Origin of the sequence: Chryseobacterium piperi (assembly GCF_002285635.2) — a bacterium.
GTDB classification, from domain to species: domain Bacteria; phylum Bacteroidota; class Bacteroidia; order Flavobacteriales; family Weeksellaceae; genus Chryseobacterium; species Chryseobacterium piperi.
In genome coordinates this window covers 3,259,000-3,276,148 of the sequence record NZ_CP023049.2, presented here as the reverse complement: position 1 = coordinate 3,276,148, position 17,149 = coordinate 3,259,000, and the positions used below count along the sequence as shown (strand labels likewise).

Annotated in this window: 17 protein-coding genes and 1 pseudogene; 4 read left to right on the top strand and 14 right to left on the bottom strand. The window is 34.6% G+C overall.

What is annotated here, in order from left to right; genetic code table 11:
* The first annotated feature begins 103 nt into the window (after positions 1 to 103).
* Both CJF12_RS14350 and CJF12_RS14345 read left to right on the top strand, forming a co-directional pair.
* Complete coding sequence (locus CJF12_RS14350; protein WP_034681256.1) at positions 104 to 985, top strand: cupin-like domain-containing protein; 882 nt, start codon at positions 104 to 106, stop codon at positions 983 to 985.
* 302 nt (positions 986 to 1,287) lie between these two features.
* A complete protein-coding gene (locus CJF12_RS14345) occupies positions 1,288 to 2,172 on the top strand; it encodes a cupin-like domain-containing protein (RefSeq protein WP_034681254.1) in 885 nt (294 codons plus the stop codon).
* Positions 2,173 to 2,220: 48 nt separating this feature from the next.
* Here CJF12_RS14345 and CJF12_RS14340 read toward each other — a convergent pair whose 3' ends face one another.
* From CJF12_RS14340 to CJF12_RS14300, 10 genes and pseudogenes are all read right to left on the bottom strand, one after another.
* Positions 2,221 to 3,945: a M14 family metallopeptidase gene (locus CJF12_RS14340; protein WP_034681252.1), complete on the bottom strand. Its 1,725-nt coding sequence runs from the start codon at positions 3,943 to 3,945 to the stop codon at positions 2,221 to 2,223.
* Between the two features lie 171 nt (positions 3,946 to 4,116).
* A complete protein-coding gene (locus CJF12_RS14335; RefSeq protein WP_034681250.1) occupies positions 4,117 to 4,851 on the bottom strand; it encodes a metallophosphoesterase in 735 nt (244 codons plus the stop codon).
* Between the two features lie 3 nt (positions 4,852 to 4,854).
* A pseudogene (locus CJF12_RS14330) lies at positions 4,855 to 5,010 on the bottom strand (RNA 2'-phosphotransferase); the annotation flags it as partial.
* Between the two features lie 27 nt (positions 5,011 to 5,037).
* Positions 5,038 to 5,724 carry an SIR2 family NAD-dependent protein deacylase gene (locus tag CJF12_RS14325; RefSeq protein ID WP_034681248.1) on the bottom strand — a complete coding sequence of 229 codons (687 nt, stop codon included), beginning with the start codon at positions 5,722 to 5,724 and terminating at the stop codon, positions 5,038 to 5,040.
* Positions 5,721 to 6,755: a DUF2971 domain-containing protein gene (locus CJF12_RS14320; protein ID WP_157759863.1), complete on the bottom strand. Its 1,035-nt coding sequence runs from the start codon at positions 6,753 to 6,755 to the stop codon at positions 5,721 to 5,723. Before CJF12_RS14320 ends, CJF12_RS14325 begins: the two co-directional genes overlap by 4 nt.
* 48 nt (positions 6,756 to 6,803) lie before the next feature.
* Complete coding sequence (locus CJF12_RS14315) at positions 6,804 to 7,232, bottom strand: macro domain-containing protein (protein WP_051887163.1); 429 nt, start codon at positions 7,230 to 7,232, stop codon at positions 6,804 to 6,806.
* A gap of 6 nt (positions 7,233 to 7,238) precedes the next feature.
* Positions 7,239 to 8,147, bottom strand: a complete 909-nt coding sequence (locus CJF12_RS14310) for a diacylglycerol kinase catalytic domain-containing protein (RefSeq protein WP_034681244.1) — start codon at positions 8,145 to 8,147, stop codon at positions 7,239 to 7,241.
* Positions 8,148 to 8,338: 191 nt separating this feature from the next.
* A complete protein-coding gene (locus CJF12_RS20250) occupies positions 8,339 to 8,671 on the bottom strand; it encodes a hypothetical protein (RefSeq protein WP_228379043.1) in 333 nt (110 codons plus the stop codon).
* A gap of 78 nt (positions 8,672 to 8,749) precedes the next feature.
* Positions 8,750 to 9,313: an SPFH domain-containing protein gene (locus tag CJF12_RS20245; protein WP_228379042.1), complete on the bottom strand. Its 564-nt coding sequence runs from the start codon at positions 9,311 to 9,313 to the stop codon at positions 8,750 to 8,752.
* Positions 9,314 to 9,700: 387 nt separating this feature from the next.
* Positions 9,701 to 10,378 (bottom strand): NUDIX hydrolase, encoded by a 678-nt coding sequence (locus CJF12_RS14300; RefSeq protein WP_034681243.1) that lies wholly within the window; start codon positions 10,376 to 10,378, stop codon positions 9,701 to 9,703.
* Between the two features lie 128 nt (positions 10,379 to 10,506).
* Here CJF12_RS14300 and CJF12_RS14295 point away from each other — a divergent pair, with 128 nt between their 5' ends.
* Positions 10,507 to 11,070, top strand: coding sequence for a DUF1579 domain-containing protein (locus CJF12_RS14295; RefSeq protein WP_084675588.1), 564 nt, complete (start codon positions 10,507 to 10,509; stop codon positions 11,068 to 11,070).
* Positions 11,071 to 11,193: 123 nt separating this feature from the next.
* On the opposite strand, the gene CJF12_RS14290 is transcribed toward CJF12_RS14295, so the two are convergent.
* Positions 11,194 to 12,531 (bottom strand): IS1182 family transposase, encoded by a 1,338-nt coding sequence (locus CJF12_RS14290; RefSeq protein WP_095591034.1) that lies wholly within the window; start codon positions 12,529 to 12,531, stop codon positions 11,194 to 11,196.
* 228 nt (positions 12,532 to 12,759) lie between these two features.
* On the opposite strand from CJF12_RS14290, the gene CJF12_RS14285 reads away from it, so the two are divergent.
* The gene (locus CJF12_RS14285; protein WP_034684480.1) at positions 12,760 to 12,975 is read left to right on the top strand and encodes a hypothetical protein; all 216 of its coding nucleotides are present in this window, start codon (positions 12,760 to 12,762) and stop codon (positions 12,973 to 12,975) included.
* A 37-nt stretch (positions 12,976 to 13,012) separates the two neighbouring features.
* On the opposite strand, the gene lepA is transcribed toward CJF12_RS14285, so the two are convergent.
* From lepA to CJF12_RS14270, 3 genes are all read right to left on the bottom strand, one after another.
* Positions 13,013 to 14,809 (bottom strand): translation elongation factor 4, encoded by a 1,797-nt coding sequence (lepA, locus tag CJF12_RS14280; protein WP_034684482.1) that lies wholly within the window; start codon positions 14,807 to 14,809, stop codon positions 13,013 to 13,015.
* Between the two features lie 110 nt (positions 14,810 to 14,919).
* On the bottom strand, positions 14,920 to 15,939 hold the full coding sequence (locus CJF12_RS14275; RefSeq protein WP_034684485.1) for a hypothetical protein: 1,020 nt from the start codon (positions 15,937 to 15,939) through the stop codon (positions 14,920 to 14,922).
* A 91-nt stretch (positions 15,940 to 16,030) separates the two neighbouring features.
* A complete protein-coding gene (locus CJF12_RS14270) occupies positions 16,031 to 17,056 on the bottom strand; it encodes a hypothetical protein (RefSeq protein WP_131329538.1) in 1,026 nt (341 codons plus the stop codon).
* Between the last annotated feature and the right edge of the window lie 93 nt (positions 17,057 to 17,149).

Below are 17,149 nucleotides of genomic sequence, written 5' to 3'. Positions count from 1 at the left end.
ATTTTGACTAAATAAAAACGTGACGAAGCTCATAGGTTAAAAAAATCTTAAATTATTTATTATCAATATTTATTTAATAGTTTTGTAACATAAAATTTATAAAATGGGAATTATTTTAAAGCCTATTGATATTGTAGACGACATAAGCAAAGATGAGTTTTACGAAAAATATCTAAAGCCGAGAAAGCCGGTCGTCATCAAAAATATGGCGAAAAAATGGCCCGCCTATCAAAAATGGACAATGGATTATATAAAGGAAACGGTAGGCGATGTTGAAGTTCCCTTATATGACAGTTCAAAAGCCGACCCTTCAGCTCCTATCAATACACCTACGACAAAAATGAAGTTTGGGGATTATATCGACCTGATTCAAAGGGAGCCGACAGATCTGAGAATTTTCTTTTTTGATCCAATCAAATTTGCTAACAAGCTGTTGGAAGATTACATTTCTCCCAAAGAGCTTATGGGAGGCTTTCTGGATAAATATCCTTCTATGTTCTTTGGTGGTACAGGTTCGGTAACTTTTTTACATTATGATATAGATTTACCTCATATCTTTCATACCCATTTCAACGGAAGGAAACATGTGATCCTTTTTGAGAACAGATGGAAAGAAAGGTTGTATAAAATTCCTTATACCACTTACGCATTGGAAGATTATGACATTTCTAATCCCGATTTTACAAAGTTCCCTGCCTTGGATGGTATTGAAGGAATTGAATGTTTTCTGGAGCATGGAGACACCTTGTTCATGCCTACCGGTTGGTGGCACTGGATGAAATACCTGGATGGCAGCTTCTCCCTTTCATTGAGAGCATGGGATAAATCATGGGCTGTAAAAGCTCATTCGATCTGGAACCTTACGGTACAACGTAAATTTGACGATATTATGAAAGTCAATTTTAAGAAAAGATATATGGACTGGAAAGAAGAGGTAGCCGTAAAAAGAGCAGAAGGAGCCTTAAAAAGAGGGTTACCAAAATAAAAACACGCATTTCTAAAGCTGTATTTTTTTTCTGAAAAATTACATTTATTTGTAAATTCACAACAAAAATTATATATCAATAATTATATTTGATTAACATTGGATATACCTGTTGAATATAATTTTTGTTGTGTTTATTTTTTATCCCTATTTGCCTGCAATAGTGGATAATTCTAGTGTTTTTTATTATTTTTATTTAGTCTAAGTATTGAAGATAATGATTTGAATCATAGATTAAAAAAAACTTAAACACCATGTTATATCTATTTAATTTAATAATTTTGTAACATAAAATTTATAGAATGGGAATTATTTTAAAGCCTATAGATGTTGTAGACGATATTTCTAAAGAAGAATTCTACGAAAAATATCTAAAGCCGAGAAGACCCGTTGTCATCAAAAATATGGCAAAAAAGTGGCCGGCTTATCAAAAATGGACAATGGAGTACATGAAGGAAGTGGTTGGTGATGTAGAAGTCCCCTTATATGATAGCTCAAAAGCTGACCCGTCTGCTCCCATCAACGCGTCTGCTGCCAAAATGAAATTCGGAGATTATATAGATCTGATCCAAAAAGAGCCTACAGACCTTCGAATATTCCTTTTTGATCCAATCAAATTTGCTCCAAAATTACTGGAAGATTATATTTCCCCGAAAGAATTAATGGGAGGTTTTCTGGATAAATATCCGAATATGTTCTTTGGTGGAAAGGGCTCTGTAACTTTCCTTCATTTCGATATTGATATGGCTCATATCTTCCACACTCACTTTAATGGAAGAAAGCATGTTATGCTTTTTGATTATAAATGGAAAGAAAGATTATATCAAATTCCTTATGCAACGTATGCTCTGGAAGATTATGATATCGAAAATCCTGATTTCACGAAGTTTCCTGCGCTGGACGGCGTAGAAGGAATAGAAGGTTTCCTTGAACATGGAGATACTCTATTTATGCCTACCGGATGGTGGCACTGGATGAAATATCTGGATGGAAGTTTCTCTATTTCTTTGAGAGCCTGGGATAAATCATGGGCTGTAAAAGCACATTCGCTATGGAACCTTACGGTACAACGCAAATTTGATGATATTATGAAGTCAAATTTCAAAAAAAGATACATGGATTGGAAAGAGAAGAAGGCCGTTGAAAGAGCTAACTATGCTTTGAAAAGAGGCTTACCGAGATCCTAACAATAAAATATAATGGGCGTTTCAGCTTGAAACGCCCTTTTTTTGTCTTTATGGAATCCTATACACAGGATATTGTCTGAATGTTTTCTCTTCAAAGTAAGGAGAATGTTTATATACCCAATCCAATTGGGCTACTCCATCTTCTGCAAACGTTTTATCAGAAGATTTCTTCGCATCAAAAGCCGCCTTCAAAGCTGCATCTTTTTTTAGCAGCTCTGCAGCAGTATCTTCAAAGATATAGGCAGAAAAATATTCTTTTTGTGCAAGAATACCATCAAAGAAATTCCAATTGAAAAAAGAATCTAAGGCTTCAGGTTCCAATGTTTCAATAATGTACTTAACTCCATCTTGCTGGGTTGGAACGATATAATCCCCTGCTAAAAATAAGTTCTTCCCGTTCGATTTATCTACTGTAGTTTCGTAATGCAGATAATGGCCTTCATAGGGGTTTTTAACCGTTTTAAAATCTTTTATCTTATAGGACTCTACGGCTATCGTACTATCTTTTTGAAGGGGCTTCATCAGAATTCCGTTTCTTTTAAATTCTTCAATGACGCGGTATTGTGCTTGCGGAATTACATAGTATTTTGGGATGGTAATATATCCTGTAGGGACAGCTGTTGTAAATAATCTGATGTTCTTTGTGAATGGTTTGCTTCTGTCATAGTACAGCCTTGGTTTACCTGAAATTTCACTTGGCTTGTATTTCCCTTCATATCCTTTGAAATTCATGGTAGAAAATTTTGTAGAATCTATTTTCCATCGTATTCCATAGGCCTTCCCAGACTGGTACTGTTTGAGATTTTCACGACGAAGTTCTTTTATCCTTTTGTAGTCTTTATCCAGGTTTTGAAGGTTGACCAACATGTATTTGTAGGTAGCATCCACCCTTTTATCATACGGCTTCAGCATATGGGTTTCAGGAACCGTTCCCAAAGAATTAAATAAAGAGGTGTAGCCGGTGGAATATCTTGGAGAGTCTTCAAAAGCGGCAAAACCTATGTCCGGAATATCTCCATGAATATTAACATAAGGTGTACTTTCATAACCCAACTTTTTTAAATCATCAAGGTTTTTAGCCTGATAATCATTATAAAAATATTCCCCCAGTGTCTTCCCCAATCGCTCTTTGAATGTGCAAATATAAGTAAATGTATATTGATAGTCTGCCCCATTACTCACATGGTTATCAATAAAAACATCAGGTTTCAACCACTGATAGATTTCTTGGAAGCTTCTTGCATTTTTAGAGTCTGCTTTTATGAAGTCTCTGTTTAAGTCATAATTTCTTGCATTCCCTCTGAATCCATATTGTTCCGGACCATTTTGATTAGCCCTTGAGTAAGAGCCGCGATTGAGCATTCCGCTCACATTATAAGCTGCAATGGCTGCGATGATAAAGTTTTCAGGGGTCTTTATTTTTTTAGTAGCGAGATCACGCATCAGCATCATGGTGGCATCAATCCCATCGGGTTCACCGGGATGAATCCCATTGTTAATCAACAAAATAGCCTTATTCTCTCTAAGCTTTGCAGGATCTTTTTCCGGAAAGGGATTGTAAATAACTACATAAATGGGTTTCCCATTATCGTCTTCTCCTTTTTTAAGGTATTGAATCGTGTTAAAATTCTTTGCCAGATCCTGATAGTACGAATTCATTTCTGCATATGTAACCGTTTGATTACCATTTCCTTTTTCAAAAGGGGTCTGAAAAGATTGTTGAGAAAAAAATAGAGAAGAACTCAGAAATAATAGAAAATATTTAAGTTTCATGGGGTTAAAATTTCAGATTTTAAAATTACTGAAATTTTTGATGAATCTTTTGGTTAATCACAAGGATACAATATTTCTTAAAATGGTGTGCTTCTAAGGCACAAAAAACTCGTGCATTAGTGGCTTAAAAAATTTAGAATGCCACGAATAAAACTATTTATATTGGATTAGTTATCGTGTATTCCTTCCATTTTCTTTAGGATATAAACCTGGAAGCGGATCACTTTGCCAGAATTCTTTGGTGTCAACATCCATAATGGACAAAGCGCCTGTATAAGCTGCTCCCGTGTCTAAATTCCAGATATTTGCTTTATTGAGAGGATAGCTAATCCCTAACTCTAGGGTCGAAGTATGCCCTATGAAGATCTCTTTGTATAAAAGCAACCTCTTCGGACAGAGCCCTGAATTCTTACTCAGCTTCTTATCCATCGAAACGGCAGTTTCCCAAAGTGTTCTGTCCCATCGATAATTGCTGGAATACATTTCTTTTTCAGGGCCATGCATTGAAGAGTAGCCTGCATGAATGAACAATCGGTTTTGATCATCTACATAATAATTTTTCATACGTCGAAAAAAAACTAAATGTTTCTCCAGCTCTTCTTCAGAATATCCTTCGTAACTTTCAATGGTTTTTCTGCCTCCGTGAAAGAGCCAGACATCCGGAGTTTCACCCAAGGAAATCCAATCTTCACACCAGGCATCATGATTTCCTTTGATGAAAATACAATCTTGCTTTTCGGACAGATCCATTAAAAACTCAATGATATGAGAGGATTCACTCCATCCGTCGACATAATCACCAAGAAAAATTAACTGATCATCAACTGTTACCTCTGCACGCTCTAAAACCTGTTTCAATGCTCTAAAGCCCCCGTGAATATCCCCAATTACCAATGTTCTTTTCATTTTTTACTTTGAAATATATTTTGCATCTACAAAATCCGTCAGCCATACTCCATTATCCGAAAGGTAAAATTTGATTCCTTCCACAAACATCTTTCCTGTCCTGATAGTCAAAATTACGGGTTTTCCATGACGCATTCCCACTTTTAGAGCGGTTTCTTTAACTTAAATGTATATACGCCTGTGCATTTACGCCATGTTTACTAATTTATCAAACAATAGTTTCATCCCTCTAGTAGCACTTTCCTTCATCACCACGGCTCTTTGTCCGTATCCGAATTCCGTTTCATTAGGATTAATCACAATCAACAGGCAGTCATCTTTGATATCATGAATCAATCCTGCTGCCGGGTATACCTGCAAGGAGGTTCCGATAACGATTAAAATATCTGCTTCCCTTACCTTTTCTCTTGCCGTATGATATAAAGGAACATCTTCTCCAAACCAAACGATAAATGGCCTTAACTGGGCTCCGTCTTCGGCTTTATCACCAAGGTTGATATCTCCCTTTTGCTCGTAAACAATGTTTTTATTATTACTGGAGCAAGACTTAAACAATTCCCCATGGATGTGAAGAATATGAGTCGACCCTGCTCTCTCATGAAGGTCATCTATATTCTGGGTAATAATTTGTACGTCAAAATACTGCTCTAAATCAGCCAATAGTTTATGGGCATCATTAGGTACCACTTCATGGAGCTGACGGCGACGCTGATTATAAAACTCCAGAACTAAAGCCCTGTCTTTTTGCCACCCTTCAGGACTTGCTACATCTGTTACATTATGGTTTTCCCAGAGACCATCTCCGTCCCTGAAAGTTTTTATTCCGCTTTCGGCGCTGATTCCGGCACCACTTAATATGGTTAATTTTTTCATTGTTTCTTGATTTCATTATATTTTGAATCTTTAAATGGATTACAAATTTCTACCTCTTCACCACTAATAATAGTTATAATTGAATCTGCATATTTGATATATTCTTCATCCGTTAAAGAGTAAGAATCTATTAGACTTAAAATTTCTTTATTATTGAATAAAGTCAAACTGTTCTCTTTTATACAATATTCTTCTCTAAAAGCTAAAACAAACTCCTTTATCTCTAATTCACCTTTTTCATTCCCTTTATAATATATATCAAAAGTTTCCTCCCATTGATTTGCTCTTGTTCTAAGTATTTCAAAGTCAAATTTATTGATATCATATTTCTTTCTTTTCTTAAATTCTTTAAGTAATCTATATTCCAGTTTGAAATTGGAGGGAAATACCTCATAAAATTTTACATTTCTATTTTCAAAGAGACCATAAAAGGATTCTTTTATTACTTCTGGGGTTTTAACACCAAAATAAATTCCAGTAATTGCTGATTCGTGAAATTTTTTCAAACCATATTTACTAAAAATTAATCTAAATTCTTCTTCATGTTTCCACGCCGATTTTTTAGTAGCAAACATTTTTTGAATAAAGTTATTCTGTAAATCTATAATATCATCAATAACTAATGTTGGAATATTATCCTTATAATCAATTGGAAATTGATATTCAAAATCAACATTTTGCCCTTTATCTATCAATTTATCTAAATCATATTCAATGCAATATCCTGAATAAGAACTCGCATAATATGCCCATAATTGTTCATTTAAAAAATCTGTGCTTAAACAGTAAACACCTATTTCTTCTTTAAAATTTAATACTTCTTTAAGTTGATTTTCAAAATTGTCCACTTCTTTGTAAGGAAATAAAATCTTTAAAATATTTATAACCCGAGATAATTCTTCTTTAAAGTAAATATCAAAAGGATCATTCAGCATGCTATAATTAGATGAATAAAAACAATTGCTTCTAATAGTTTCAAAATCTCTTTTAAAAACATCTCCTTCTATTGATCTATATTTATATACTTTCATATTATTAAGTTTATTCAAAATCATAGACATATACTTCAATATTGTTCTTTACAATGTCCTTTCAATGATTGGTTCGATTTCTTCCCATTTTCCACCAGCCAAACCACAACCAATTCTGGGCATATGAACGCTAGACTTTAGATCTATAGCCTCGGCACTTAGTTTTCTCAAACACTCTTCTACAGCTTCATATCTAATTGGAGGAATTCCTTCAGAATTGGTATTTACTTTATGTTGTCCTATCATATTTACAATCCATAGTTCTGATCCTACATTAATTAGCTGGATTTCCTCAAGACTGAAATTAATACCTGATTTATACCAATTTCTGTATTCTTTTTCGGGATCCTTCCATTTTTTAGAAATAGCCAATACAAAGCCTTTTCCCCAGCCTCCCATGTCATTACAAATATGTGCAATAATTTTATTTCCTTCAGTTTTGGGACATATCGCGTCACCTTTCAAATATTGTATCATCTTTTTTTAATTTATTACCAAAACCGCTTCTTCATCTGATAACCTGATTTCTGCTGTCGTTCCGCTGTTAAACTGCAGAAAATCCTGCTCGATTCCATCACTAAATATAAAACCATTATTTGGCATTAATGATTCGATGATCAGCTTATTCCCTTTTTTTATAGTTCCTCCACAAATCTCGGTTTGTGTCCGGATACTTTTGAAAGGCTCTCTTACGGCAAAATATAAATCATCATCATTCAGTTTCGGGTATTTAAGTTTTTTTGATCCTAAAATTCCGTAAGCCATATTAAAGATTGAGCTAAGCCAACCTGTACTTCCGGTTTTGGTAGAAACAATGATTCCACTTGAAGAATGCATTTCTTCCTTTCCATTCAATAAGATCTTATACCTTGCAGAACTATGTGAAGATATCCCTATGAAAAGGTCATTAACTGCCAACAGCTTTTGTCCATCATTCAAAACAACTTCTGCAAATCTCATTTTTTTTGAACTAAAACTTTCGTTAATAACTCTATTTACCCCTTTGAGAAAGTTTTTCACATTGAAAGGCAGCAATATATCATCATATCTAGCTTCGTCGGGATTGATCGCTACTATAGGTATATTTCTGGAATACTTGGCAACATTAGCCACCAGTCCGTCCTGTCCGATTACCACAGTCAGGTTCTTTTCAGAGAAAATATAAGAGGGAACAAACTCTCTTTCCAACACTTTATTTTTAATCACTTTGGATAGCTTTGTCTGAATCTCCATAAAAACCTGATGGAAGTTTTCATGTTCGATGACATATTCCTGAAAATCTCCTCCGGAGCTTTCAATATAAAACTGAGCCTGAGCTTTGGTATTAAACCTCTCGATCAGAAATTCCAGTCTCGTTTTATTCTTAATGATAATGGCATATTCTGGTTTCATATTCTTTTGTAATAAAGTATTAATGACTGAATATATTATGCTTTTTAGACCTTCATCGGGCTCACTAATCAATCATTCTTTAGTAGTATGACATTCATCGTTAATTCATTTTACAAATTACCTGTTTTACGATTTAACAATTCATCAAATCAGCGATTTCTCAATTTTGCCTTTAGCCATCCAACTCATCCTTAGTGGTCTGTTAACAGATTTTCCAATAAATCCGGGCTAATATTTAAGTTTCCTATTTTACCTGCATTTTCAGCAAGCTCTCTGAATGCAAGTGCAATATTTGATCTTGCGTCCTGATTACCACTCAAAGCACTTAGCACTCTCCAGTCCATTTCTTTGTAAGGTTTTAAAGAAGTTTCCAATACATATCCATTGGTTTCTGCTTCTTTTCTATCATTTTCTGTTTTTTGTTCGATCAGCTGTTTTCTTTGGTTTTCAACAGATATATCAGCTGAGATTTTCATTTCCCTAAGGATTCGATTATTTTCTTCCTGCTGGATTTCCGTTTCCATTCTTTTTTCTTCAATCTGTTTCTGTTTTTCCTCAACAGCAATCTCTGTATTTAGTTCGGATTCTTTGATCTTTCTTTCCTACTCTACAGCAAAATTTCGTCTTTCATAAATGGCTTCATCTGCCTGCTGCTGTAGTTTCTCTCTCGTTTCCGTCTCTAATGCTCTCGCCATTTCCGGAGTGGTTTGAACTGCTAAAATGCTGGCTTCTAAAATCTCTATCCCCATAGTTTGCACTGTTTCTGATTCCTTAAGACCTTCCAGAATATTTTCTTCAATTTTTTTAGCAGAACGAATGGCATCTTTGAGACTCATTCCATGAATAAAAGAAGAAGTGGAAGTCTGAGCAAGGTTGATGATTCTTTGATTGAGCTTTTCAATATCATTTTTCTTGTATACTCCAGATTCATTAACAGTAAAGTCTAATGTATTTGAGAGTGCCTTCAGATCAGTAATTTTATAGCTGATCTGACCTTGTATTTTTACCGTTTGATAGTCAAAGGTATTTTCATTAAAAATAAATGGCAGATCATTACTCCCCATAGGAATTGCTACAATAGAACTGTTTGGAGCAAAATAGAAGAATGATAGGCCCCGTCCCTCTTTTACGATATTTCCATTTTTAAAATGAAGTACGTAAGTCATTGAATCAAATTTGATGTGTTTTAAACCCAACATAGCATTAAATTTTAGGTGTTAAACAATTATTTAGTGTTCTTTTTACACAAAATCAAAATGATATAATTTTGCTATTGCGTTATTTTTACACAAATTTAAATGAAAAGAATTATATCAGCCAAATTTATTTGCGTTAATTTTACACTAATAAATATAAACACCTGATTTACAATGTGTTTTTTTTTATCCAGCGATATATTAGATTTTGGCTAAAGCCATTGGAATATGGACTAATTAAAAAATGGGCTTTAGCCCATTTTTATTGATATAAATTTTCCGTTTAGCATAAACATCTTCCATTATCTAACCTTTTTCTTAATTTGTGAAAGAATTTGGGTAATCTGTGTTTAAACCTTATTTAATTTCAAAATAAAATCCCTGGTCTTCCAACTCTTTATACTTCTCCTGATTGAATGTAAAAAGCTTTCCAGGCCTTCCACTCCCTTCTTTTTTTACATTATTGGTTTCATTGAGAAGCCCGTAGCTCATGATCTTCTTTCTAAAATTTCTGCGGTCTATTTCCTGTCCGATAATGGTTTTGTATAGGTTTTCAAGATCTGAAAAAGGGAATTCTTCGTTCAGAAGATTGAAACCGATCGGTTGATATTGAATTTTCGTACGAAGTCTTTTTAGGGCAAGATCTATAATATTGTGATGATCAAAAGCCAGTTCAGGCAATTGGTTCACACTAAACCATTGGGCATCTTCTGCATCAGAATCCGCAAATAACTCATGGTATGATGGGTTCACAAGCCCCAGATAGGCCACAGAAACCACTCTGTTTCTAGGATCCCTACCCACATTACCAAAAGTATAAAGTTGTTCGAGAAAATCAGGTTTAATCCCCGCCTCTTCATACAGTTCTCTTTTTACCGCATCATCCAGATTTTCATCATCAAGGACCAACCCTCCGGGTATTGCCCACCCGCCTTTAAAAGGATCTATTTTCCTTTTTATTAAAAGAATCTGAAGATCTTTCTTATCAAAGTATCCAAATATAACAGCGTCCACTGCAACCTTTATATTCTGCATAGTATAATTTGCGTTACGAATACACAAAAATACGGTTTAGAATTAAAAGATCCCAGCATTATTAAAATAAATTGTTCATTTTCTGCACTGCGTTTTTATTGACCGCATGCGAAAAAGGAAAAACCAACATGAGTAAAGAATCAACAGGATCAGACGCTACAACATGGAAACCTATAGATTCTGCAACTGCTACAAAAGCCTGGATGGCCTATGCTACTCCCGGAGACATGCACAAAATGTTAGCCAAATATGGTGGCAACTGGACTGGAGAAACCACCATGTGGATGGAAGAAGGCGGGAAACCAATGAAAAGCACTTCCGAATGTTCAAATAAAATGATTTTTGACGGACGCTACCAGATGAGCAATTACAAAGGAAATTTTATGGGAATGCCTTTTGAGGGAATGAGCATCATGGGCTATGATAATGCTAAGAAAAAGTTTGTAAGTACCTGGATCGATAATATGGGAACCGGAATTATGAAAGCAGAAGGAGAATGGAATGCTTCCAAAAAATCAATTGAATTCAAGGGTACAGCTACTGATCCTTCCCGTCCCGATAAAGATTGTGAAATGAGAGAGGTTTATACTTTCACCGATGATAATAATCACACTTTAGAAATGTATGGCCCCGACTGGAAAACCGGAAAAGAAATGAAAACGATGGAAATCAAATTCACCCGTAAGAAATAAATAAGAGAGGCTGTCTCAAAAGGACAGTCTCTTTTTAGTATTTCATTGAAAAAAGATTTCGATATTTTGAATAAAAAAAATATCTTGGAAAAAAGAAGATATAAGTCAAAAAAGCAGTCTGTTTTAGGCTGCTTTTGACATTTTCTTTAGATTGTGGGCAATTGCGAGTATGCCGATTTCTACCTCGACTTTATTTTTTCCCCGAAGCATGAATCGTTTAAAATTTTTGTTGTGTTTGAGCTCTGCAAAAACAGGTTCAACATCATGGCATCTTTGTTTTCTGAGTTTGATGCCCTTGCTGGTATTAAGAAGTTTGAAAACCTTTTCTCTGATTTTTGCCAATTTAGGATTGTTTTGTGAAGTGGTTATTTGTCCCGATTTCTGATCTTTTCTGAAGTAATTATATTTAACATAAGCTTTTATTTTCTTAGATTTTAACAAGTTGTAATTTTCTTCTGAGCCATAACCAGCATCAGCAACAAGCTCTTTGGGAGCTTTATGATAGCTTTCTTCAAAACCCAGTAAATGAGTCGCTAATGTTTTGGTGTCTGTTGGGTTGGGATGAATTGAATAATGTAAAATGAATTGTCTATGGGTAGAAATTTGTAGATTGTAAGCGGGTTTTAGTTGTCCGTTTCGCATATGATCCTCCTTCATTCGCATAAAAGTAGCGTCTGTATCGGTTTTGGAATAGGAATTTCTATCTTCTAATAATTCTTGCTGTTTTTTATATTTCTCTAAATTATCTGCCCAGTTTTTCTTAGCATAATTCAGTTTCTGACGAACTTTTGAAGCTACTTTTTTATCTTTCAAAACTTCATTGATCTTTTCGATGGTTTGAGTTACTTTTTCAGAATCTACTTCTTTAAAATCAATACTTTCTGTATTTTCAAGCTCGTCTTTGGCAACTGTTTCTGCATAGTTCCAAAGCTCTTCTAATTGCTCTGCAATCCTTTCTTTGTGTTTTTTGACAGCTCTTCCCCAAACAAAAGTATAGCGATTGGCATTGGCTTCTATCTTGGTGCCATCTACAAAAGTGGTTTTCAGACTTACCAAACCTTCCTTTTCCAAAAGAAGAACAATTTGTGTGAAAATAGCTTTAATCTCACCTTTCAATCGTTCACTACGGAACCTGTTTAAGGTGTTATGATCGGGACGGCTCATTGCAGAGAGCCACATAAAATGGATGTTTTCTTTCAAGGCCTGCTCCATTTTGCGGCTTGAATAGATATTGCTTAAATAGCCATAAATCAAAACTTTCAAAAGCATTTTCGGGTGGTAGCAAGATGTTCCGCCAGGTTTGTAGGTTTTAATTAAGCTTTTGATATCCAAGCCATCAATAATGTTTGAAACAATTTTCACAGGATGTCGCTCATCAATCAACTCCGATAAATTGGGAGGAAAAAGCAGATTTTCTTTGGGGGTGTAATCTTTAAAGACTACTTTTGACGTACTTAACACAATGCAAATTAATCAATTTGCAACTATTAGGAAAGCGAAAGCTTTCCTTTTTGCATAAAAAAGGCTATCTCTTTTGAGACAGCCTCTTTTATTTATCGTAGAATCACTATAAAAATTGGGTGTTTTTACGTAGCTTTTTATCGATTCTTAGTTTCAATTTTGATGTAACAAAAGGATCAAGCCGAAACCCTTAAAGAGTAGGCATAAAAACTAATAAATACCATCATTATGAACTCAAAAACTTTATTAAGAGCATTGATTGTCGTGATTATTATTATCGGTGGAGTCATCATCATTGTTATCGGTAAAAAACCATTTCCAGAACCGGAATGTATCGTATGTGGAACCAACCTGATCACCATGCTAGGCATTGTAGAAATTGTCCTGGGGCTAGGAGCTCTTGTCGTTCAGGGAGGCCTGATTGAAAAACAGAGAACCCTTTAAAATAAAAAGACCGATAAAATTATCGGTCTTTTTTATATTAATCGTTGAGTTTCAATACAGCCATGAATGCAGACTGTGGTACTTCTACCCTACCAATCTGTTTCATTTTCTTCTTACCCTCTTTCTGTTTTTCCAATAATTTGCGTTTTCTGGAAATATCCCCTCCGTAACATTTTGCAGTAACATCTTTTCTTAATGCCTTAATGGTCTCTCTGGCAATTACCTTAGCCCCCAAAGCAGCCTGTACTGCAATATCAAACTGTTGTCTAGGAATCAGCTCACGAAGCTTCTCACACATCTTTTTACCAATGTAATATGCATTACTTTCGTGAATTAATGAAGAAAGCGCATCTACCATATCTCCATTGATAAGGATGTCCATTTTCACCAATTTAGAAGAACGCATTCCGATTGGAGTATAGTCAAATGAAGCATATCCTTTCGAGATCGATTTAAGGCGGTCATAAAAATCAAATACAACTTCTGCCAGTGGCATATTGAATGTCAATTCAACTCTATCTGCTGTTAAATAACTTTGGTTAACAATTTCGCCTCTTTTTTCAATACAAAGCGTCATAACCGGTCCAACAAAATCAGATTTTGTAATAATAGAGGCTTTAATAAATGGCTCTTCTACTCTGTCAAGAATGCTTGGATCCATCATTTCTGATGGGTTATTAATTAAAATTGCGGTCTCAGGATCTTTTTTAGAATACCCATGATAAGAAACGTTAGGTACCGTAGTAATAACATTCATATTGAACTCTCTATCTAAGCGTTCCTGTACAATTTCCATGTGAAGCATTCCCAGGAATCCACATCGGAAACCAAATCCAAGAGCTGCAGAACTTTCCGGTTCAAAAACTAAAGAAGCATCATTCAATCTTAGTTTCTCTAATGAAAACCTTAATTCTTCAAAATCTTCAGAATCAATAGGATAAATTCCGGCGAAAACCATCGGTTTTACTTCCTCAAATCCATCGATTGCCTCAGCAGCCGGATTTTCAAACGAAGTAATAGTATCTCCTACTTTTACCTCTCTGGCATCTTTTATCCCAGAAATGATATAGCCTACATCACCACATTCAATCTTCTTCTTAGGAACTTGTTTCAGCTTTAAAGTACCAACTTCGTCAGCACCATACTCTTTTCCTGTTGCAAAAAACTTAATTTTTTCATTTTTGGAAATACTTCCATTAACAACTTTAAAATAAGCTTCAATTCCCCTAAAAGGATTATAAACAGAATCGAAAATCAAAGCCTGTAACGGCCCATCAGGATTTCCAACCGGAGCTGGAATTCTGTTGACAATTTGCTCCAATAAATCATGAACTCCTTCTCCTGTTTTTCCTGATACTCTCAATACATCTTCAGGTTTACACCCTAAAAGACCAACGATTTCATCAGTTACTTCCTCAGGATTTGCAGATGGAAGATCTATTTTATTAAGAATAGGAATGATTTCCAAGTCATTCTCCAATGCTAAGTAAAGATTACTAATAGTTTGCGCCTGAATACTCTGTGCAGCATCTACAATAAGAAGCGCTCCTTCACAGGCAGCAATTGATCTGGAAACTTCGTAGGAAAAATCTACGTGCCCAGGGGTATCGATCAGGTTTAAAATATATTTTTCCCCTTTATATTCATAATCCATCTGGATCGCGTGAGACTTAATGGTAATCCCACGTTCTTTCTCCAAATCCATATCATCCAGGGTCTGAGACTGTAATTCTCTTTGGGTAACAGTATTGGTATACTCCAATAAACGATCTGCCAAAGTACTTTTACCGTGGTCAATATGAGCGATTATGCAAAAATTTCGTATGTTTTTCATTTAAGAACATTGTAATTTGCAAAGATAAAAAAAAGCAAGACAATTCGTTGCTCTTAATTTTAATTATCTATTTTACACCGTTGGTCTCTCTTTTCTTTATTAAATTAATATTATTTGGCTTTACCAAAATCTTCAGGTAAAATATAATGTCCTGTAAAAGGATCAAGATAAACTTCAGATCCGCCATTACCTCTTCTTGAACTTTGAGTGCTGGCATCTATTACGGCACCAATAATACCTCCAATTAAACCTCCCGCCATTCCTCCAATCATAGCTCCATTGCTTGACGTTTCAGGAAATAACTCTGATTTTTTAACTTCAATAAAAAGACCCTGATCATTTTTGAAAATCTCAACATAACCAATAGGAATATTTTTATAAGCAATCCCATTATGTACAAAAGCATAAAAATGTCTTATTCCTTTTTTTTCTTCTCCCTTCACTGCTTTTGTAACGATTCCTTTATCATTGGTCTTTAATGTAAATCCAGGTTCAGGTTTGTGTGTAAAAAAGCTGTAGTAATCTTTGTAAACCCCATCCTCTAGCTTATCCACTTTAAAAATATCCAGTTTTTCTTTCAACAGAACTGCATAATCAGTTAGCTCACTTTCCGAAACTGTAAATTCCCAAGGAGTTTTTTGGTAATAATTTTTAAACAAATCTGTGAAAATAAGTGAAATTTTTTTAGATAGGCTTTGAGCAAGATAAGGCGTTGTACGAGAAGAAACGCTTGTAACCGTGTCCTTTCTGAAAAGAAAATGATAACCGTCTTCTTTTTTAATAAATGTGCTTGCCCGAAAATTAAGTTTCCCAATTGAAAATTTTTCTTTCTTATCCTCTATTACTTCTAGGTTTTCTAATAAAAGAACCAGTTCATCTTTTCCTTTTTCCGGATTATTTTTGTAAAACCAGTCCGTAAGACTCTTTTCAGCATTGTCTTTAAAAACAATATTTATTTGATCTTTATGATACATTACATTCCCCACTTCCTTATTGGGCCTTTGATCGATCACCGTAAATTTTTTTACCGAATTTTTGTTGTCTTTAATAGATTTGGAAAGCTCTATTGTTTCTGTTTTTTGGGCAAATAATGATGTTGAGAATAAAAGGAGTAATACTATTTTTTTCATCTTTTTTAAACTTTCCACAAATATAAGATTAGTTTAAAATCAAACGACTCTTATGAAAAAGATTCATAAGAGTCGTTATGTATTATTATAATTATTCTAAATTTATTTCTTGAAAATCATATTCTCCTGTTAAAGAATCGATGTATATTTCAGTTTTATCACCTCGTTTCATCTTGCTCTGTTTAGCACCTTGTTGGATAGCGTCGGCTACACCTCCTATTAAACCAAACATTCCAAGTGAGCTGCTGGATGGAGCTGGGAAAAGATATCCTCTGTTACTCATTACATAGAATCCCTTTTCATTTTTATTTAAATCTAAAAATCCTGAAAATGTTTTCTTGTATGCCTTTCCATTCTCCACATAGGCAAACATTTTATATGTTGAAATCTTATTCTTTTTACCATTTTCCTCTTTCACAGCTTTCGTCACCTCTCCTTTATCATTTTTTTCAAGTATATAATTTCCAGGCTCAGGAGTCTGGTTAAAAAAGGATGCATGATCCAGGTAGATTCCATCCTTCAGTGAATCATTTTTATAAGCCTCATAACTGTTTTTTACGTAAGACTCATAGTCTGAAAGTTCATCAATGGATACAGCACTTTCGGTGGGCTTTGCAAAATGGGTTTTAGTAAGTAAAGAAGCAAAAACAGCTGATACATTTTTCACCATCAATTCTGACACATCTTTATGACTTAATGTAAGCACTGTATCTTTCTTGTAAAGAAAATGATATTGTGAGCCATCTTTTGAAAACGTCTGAGCCGAAAAGTCTATACTTCCTTCAGTATTTTTTCCGACCGTTTCTCCCACAGAGAGTTTAAGTTTTTTCAAAACCAGAACCAATTCATTTTTCCCTCCTTCGTTATTATCTCTTGTATACCAGTTTTTTAAGTCATTTCCTGGAGTCGTAAGAAAAACAACTTCTTTCATTTCTTTCTTGTTTCCAAAAGGTAATATTCCAATATGCTTATCTTCCCTTTGGTCAATAACAGTTAAGGTTTTATAAGTCTCTTTTCCAGAGTTCCAAATATTTCCTTTAAACTTAATCGGTTCTTTTCCTTGCCCGAATGATGTTATGGCAATAAAAGTACAGACAACCTGTAGTAATCTTTTCATTTTTCTTGATTTTCGCGCTAAAGTAAGCATTAGTTTTAAACCAAACGACTCCTATGAAAAGATTCATAGGAGCCGTTATGTATTATGATAATT

What these genes read in the sequence shown, in the direction of transcription:
- CJF12_RS14310 (WP_034681244.1), bottom strand. Translation starts at nt 8,147, where the DNA reads ATGAAACCAGAATATGCCATTATCATTAAGAATAAAACGAGACTGGAA.
- CJF12_RS20245 (WP_228379042.1), bottom strand. Translation starts at nt 9,313, where the DNA reads ATGACTTACGTACTTCATTTTAAAAATGGAAATATCGTAAAAGAGGGA.
- CJF12_RS14335 (WP_034681250.1), bottom strand. Translation starts at nt 4,851, where the DNA reads ATGAAAAGAACATTGGTAATTGGGGATATTCACGGGGGCTTTAGAGCA.
- CJF12_RS14300 (WP_034681243.1), bottom strand. Translation starts at nt 10,378, where the DNA reads ATGCAGAATATAAAGGTTGCAGTGGACGCTGTTATATTTGGATACTTT.
- CJF12_RS14345 (WP_034681254.1), top strand. Translation starts at nt 1,288, where the DNA reads ATGGGAATTATTTTAAAGCCTATAGATGTTGTAGACGATATTTCTAAA.
- CJF12_RS14340 (WP_034681252.1), bottom strand. Translation starts at nt 3,945, where the DNA reads ATGAAACTTAAATATTTTCTATTATTTCTGAGTTCTTCTCTATTTTTT.
- CJF12_RS14285 (WP_034684480.1), top strand. Translation starts at nt 12,760, where the DNA reads ATGAACTCAAAAACTTTATTAAGAGCATTGATTGTCGTGATTATTATT.
- lepA (WP_034684482.1), bottom strand. Translation starts at nt 14,809, where the DNA reads ATGAAAAACATACGAAATTTTTGCATAATCGCTCATATTGACCACGGT.
- CJF12_RS14295 (WP_084675588.1), top strand. Translation starts at nt 10,507, where the DNA reads ATGAGTAAAGAATCAACAGGATCAGACGCTACAACATGGAAACCTATA.
- CJF12_RS14315 (WP_051887163.1), bottom strand. Translation starts at nt 7,232, where the DNA reads ATGATACAATATTTGAAAGGTGACGCGATATGTCCCAAAACTGAAGGA.
- CJF12_RS20250 (WP_228379043.1), bottom strand. Translation starts at nt 8,671, where the DNA reads ATGGAAACGGAAATCCAGCAGGAAGAAAATAATCGAATCCTTAGGGAA.
- CJF12_RS14320 (WP_157759863.1), bottom strand. Translation starts at nt 6,755, where the DNA reads ATGAAAGTATATAAATATAGATCAATAGAAGGAGATGTTTTTAAAAGA.
- CJF12_RS14270 (WP_131329538.1), bottom strand. Translation starts at nt 17,056, where the DNA reads ATGAAAAGATTACTACAGGTTGTCTGTACTTTTATTGCCATAACATCA.
- CJF12_RS14350 (WP_034681256.1), top strand. Translation starts at nt 104, where the DNA reads ATGGGAATTATTTTAAAGCCTATTGATATTGTAGACGACATAAGCAAA.
- CJF12_RS14275 (WP_034684485.1), bottom strand. Translation starts at nt 15,939, where the DNA reads ATGAAAAAAATAGTATTACTCCTTTTATTCTCAACATCATTATTTGCC.
- CJF12_RS14325 (WP_034681248.1), bottom strand. Translation starts at nt 5,724, where the DNA reads ATGAAAAAATTAACCATATTAAGTGGTGCCGGAATCAGCGCCGAAAGC.